Origin of the sequence: Burkholderia sp. ZZQ-2 (assembly GCF_050768715.1) — a bacterium.
Classification (GTDB): domain Bacteria; phylum Pseudomonadota; class Gammaproteobacteria; order Burkholderiales; family Burkholderiaceae; genus Burkholderia; species Burkholderia cepacia.
Genome location: NZ_LDVA01000144.1, coordinates 1 through 3,163 on the forward strand (window position 1 = coordinate 1; position 3,163 = coordinate 3,163).

General features: G+C 70.9%; 2 protein-coding genes. Both read left to right on the forward strand.

Going from position 1 to position 3,163, the window contains the following annotated elements; genetic code table 11:
* A partial coding sequence (locus tag ABY44_RS08475; RefSeq protein WP_431641109.1) for a DUF2339 domain-containing protein occupies positions 1-2,954 on the forward strand: 2,954 nt, incomplete at its 5' end.
* On the forward strand, positions 2,951-3,163 hold a 213-nt coding region (locus tag ABY44_RS08480), incomplete at its 3' end, for a DUF3999 family protein (RefSeq protein ID WP_431641110.1). The genes ABY44_RS08475 and ABY44_RS08480, both read left to right, overlap by 4 nt.

The following is a 3,163-nucleotide window of genomic DNA, read 5'->3' on the forward strand; positions in this document are numbered from 1 at the left end:
CCCCGGCGCCGGTTCGCGCCGCCGCGCCGGTACCGGTACCGGCCGCGCCCCACGCGACTGAAACGCCTGCCGCTCCGGCCCCCGCACCATCGGTTCCCCCCACTCCGCCCAAACCGCGCGAGCCCGACATCGTCGAGCGTGCATTCCGCGCCGCGCGCGACTGGCTGCTCGGCGGCAACACGGTCGTGCGCGTCGGGATCGTCGTGCTGTTCTTCGGGGTCGCGTTCCTGCTCAAGTACGCGGCCGACAACAACATGCTGCCGATCGAATTCCGCCTCGCGGGCACCGCGCTCGCAGCGGCCGCGCTGCTCGCGATCGGCTGGCGCGTGCGTGCGCGCCGCGCGGCGTACGGGCTCGTGCTGCAGGGCGGCGGCGTCGGCATCCTGTACCTGACGATCTTCGCCGCGACCAAGCTTTACGCGCTGCTGCCCGTCGGCGCCGCGTTTCCGCTGATGGTCGCGGTATGCGCGCTGAGCGCGTTCCTCGCGGTGCGGCAGAACGCGCTGCCGCTCGCGTTCATGGGCACCGCGGGCGGCTTTCTCGCACCGGTGCTGCTGTCGACCGGGCACGGCAACCACGTCGCGCTGTTCAGCTACTACGCGCTGCTGAACGCGGGCATCTTCGCGATCGCGTGGTTCAAGGCCTGGCGTCCGCTGAACCTGCTCGGCTTCGCGTTCACGTTCACGATCGGCTCCGCGTGGGGCGTGACGGCCTATCGCCCCGCGCTGTTCGCGAGCACCGAGCCGTTCCTGATCCTGTTCTTCCTGATGTACGTCGGCATCGCATTGCTGTATGCGGTTAAGCGCGAGCTCGCGCTGCGGCACTACGTCGACGGCACGCTCGTGTTCGGCACGCCGATCGTCGCGACCGCACTGCAGGCGTCGCTCGTGAAGGACATGCCGTTCGGGCTCGCGTGGAGCGCCGTCGCGCTGTCGGCGTTCTACGTCGTCGTCACCGCATGGCTCGCGCGGCGCCGCGACCGCCTCGCGCTGCTGTTCGAATCCACGCTCGCGCTCGCGGTGATCTTCGCGACGCTGGCCGTGCCGCTCGCGTTCTCCGGCCCGACGACCAGCGCCGCGTGGGCGATCGAAGGCGCGGCCGTCGTCTGGCTCGGCGTGCGCGAGAAGCGCATGCTGCGGTTCGGCTTCGGGCTGCTGATGCAGCTCGCCGCGGCCGGCGCGTTCTTCACGAGCCTGCTCGGGCCGGCCGACGCCACCGCGCTGCCCGTGCTCAACAGCCCCTACATCGCGATGCTGCTGATCGCGCTCGCCGGCCTGTTCACCGGCTGGTGGCTGCACGGACGCGCGGAAGCGCGCGCGTGGCATGCGTGGATGCCCGAGATCGGCGCCGCGGCAGCCGCGTGGGGACTGCTGTGGTGGATAAGCGGCGGGCTGCACGAGATCCTCGTCTACGCGAGCCGTCACGTCGATCTGCATGCCGACCGCTTCGTCGTCGATTCGACCGCGCTGTTCGCGGCCGGCACCGCATGGCTCGCGCACGTCGCGCGCCGCCGGCTGGCGTGGCCGCTCGCCGAATGGCCCGCGCTCGCGCTGACGCCCGTGCTGGCACTGCTCGCGCTGCGGGCGTTCGATGCGCATGAAGCGCCGCTGTCGGGGATGGGCGCGCTCGCGTGGCCTGTCGCCGTCGGCGCCGGCCTTGCACTGCTGTGGCGCCAGTCGCGCGGCACGGCAAGCGCCGATCCTGCGGAAGGCGCGACGCCCGGCACCGCACCCGGCCTCGCGCAAGCCGTCGCCGCAGGCATCATCGCGCCGCTGCACACGCTGACGTTCTGGACCCTGTGCGGGCTGCTGTCGCTCGAAGGCTTCTGGCGCCTGCGCGCGTTCGTGCCCGAAGGCGCATGGAGCTGGAGCGCGTGGGCCTACGGCTTCGGTGTGCTGCTCCTGCTGGTGTCGGGCCCCGGCTCGCGTCTGCGCTGGCCCGTCGCGGCGTTCCCGCGTGCTTACCAGGTGTGGGGCGCGGCACCGCTCGCCGCGCTGCTGTGGCTGTGGAGCATCGCCAGCGCGATCAGCGACGGCAACGCGGCGCCGCTCTTCTGGCTCCCGCTGCTCAACCCGCTCGACATCGCGCAGTGCCTGGTGTTCGTCGCGTTCACCGTATGGCTGCGCCGCCTGCGCGCGCTCGGCATCGCATGGCATCCGCACATCGTCGACTACGCCGCGATCGCCACCGTGTTCCTGTGGTTCAACGCGCTGATGCTGCGCACGCTGCATCACCGCTTCCACATGGCCTATGACATCGACACGGTGCTGTCGTCGTTCGGCATCCAGCAGGTGTTCATGGTCGGCTGGAGCCTGTTCGCGTTCGCCGGGATGTGGCTGACGCGCCGCGACGGCATCGCCCGCGTGTGCGCGCTCGCGTCGCTGCCGCTCATCGTCGTGATGTGGGTGTGGACCTTCTACGCGAACTTCACGCAGGACGGCGGAAGCTGGGCGCGCGTGCCGCTCTTCAACCCGCTCGATCTCGTGCTCGTGGTCGTCTACGCGCTCGCCGCGTCGTGGTTCGTGCGCGCACGCAAGCTCGGCTGGTCGTTCGGCAACCATCGCGTCGAGCTGCTGAGCGCGGCGGGGGCGACCGCGTTCCTGTGGCTGAACGCAATCCTGCTGCGCACGCTGCATCACTGGGCCGGCGTGCCGTACGAACTCGGCGCGATGGCGGAATCGACGCTCGTGCAGGCGTCGGTGTCCGTGTACTGGACGCTCTGTGCGCTCGCGATCACGATCTGGGCCACGCGCCGCGGGCTGCGTCCGCTGTGGTTCGTCGGCGCCGCATTGCTCGCGCTCACGGTCGTCAAGCTGTTCCTGTTCGACCTGTCGCACGTGACCGGCATCGAGCGCATCGTGTCGTTCATCGGCATCGGCGTGCTGCTGCTGTTGATCGGCTATTTCTCGCCGCTGCCGCCGAAGGCCGCCGCGCAACAGGACGGCCCGCAATGAAACGACTCGCCGCGCTGCTCGGGCTGAGCCTGCTCGCGTCGCTCGCGGCGGCCGACGGCCCGCCCGCGCAGCGCTTCTCGCTCGACCTCGACGGCACCGCCGCGTATTACCAGCTCACCGTGCCGCAGCCGGTTTATGCGGCGAGCCGGCGCGACGATCTCGGCGACGTGCGCATCTTCAACGGCGCGGGCGAGCCGGTGCCGTATTCG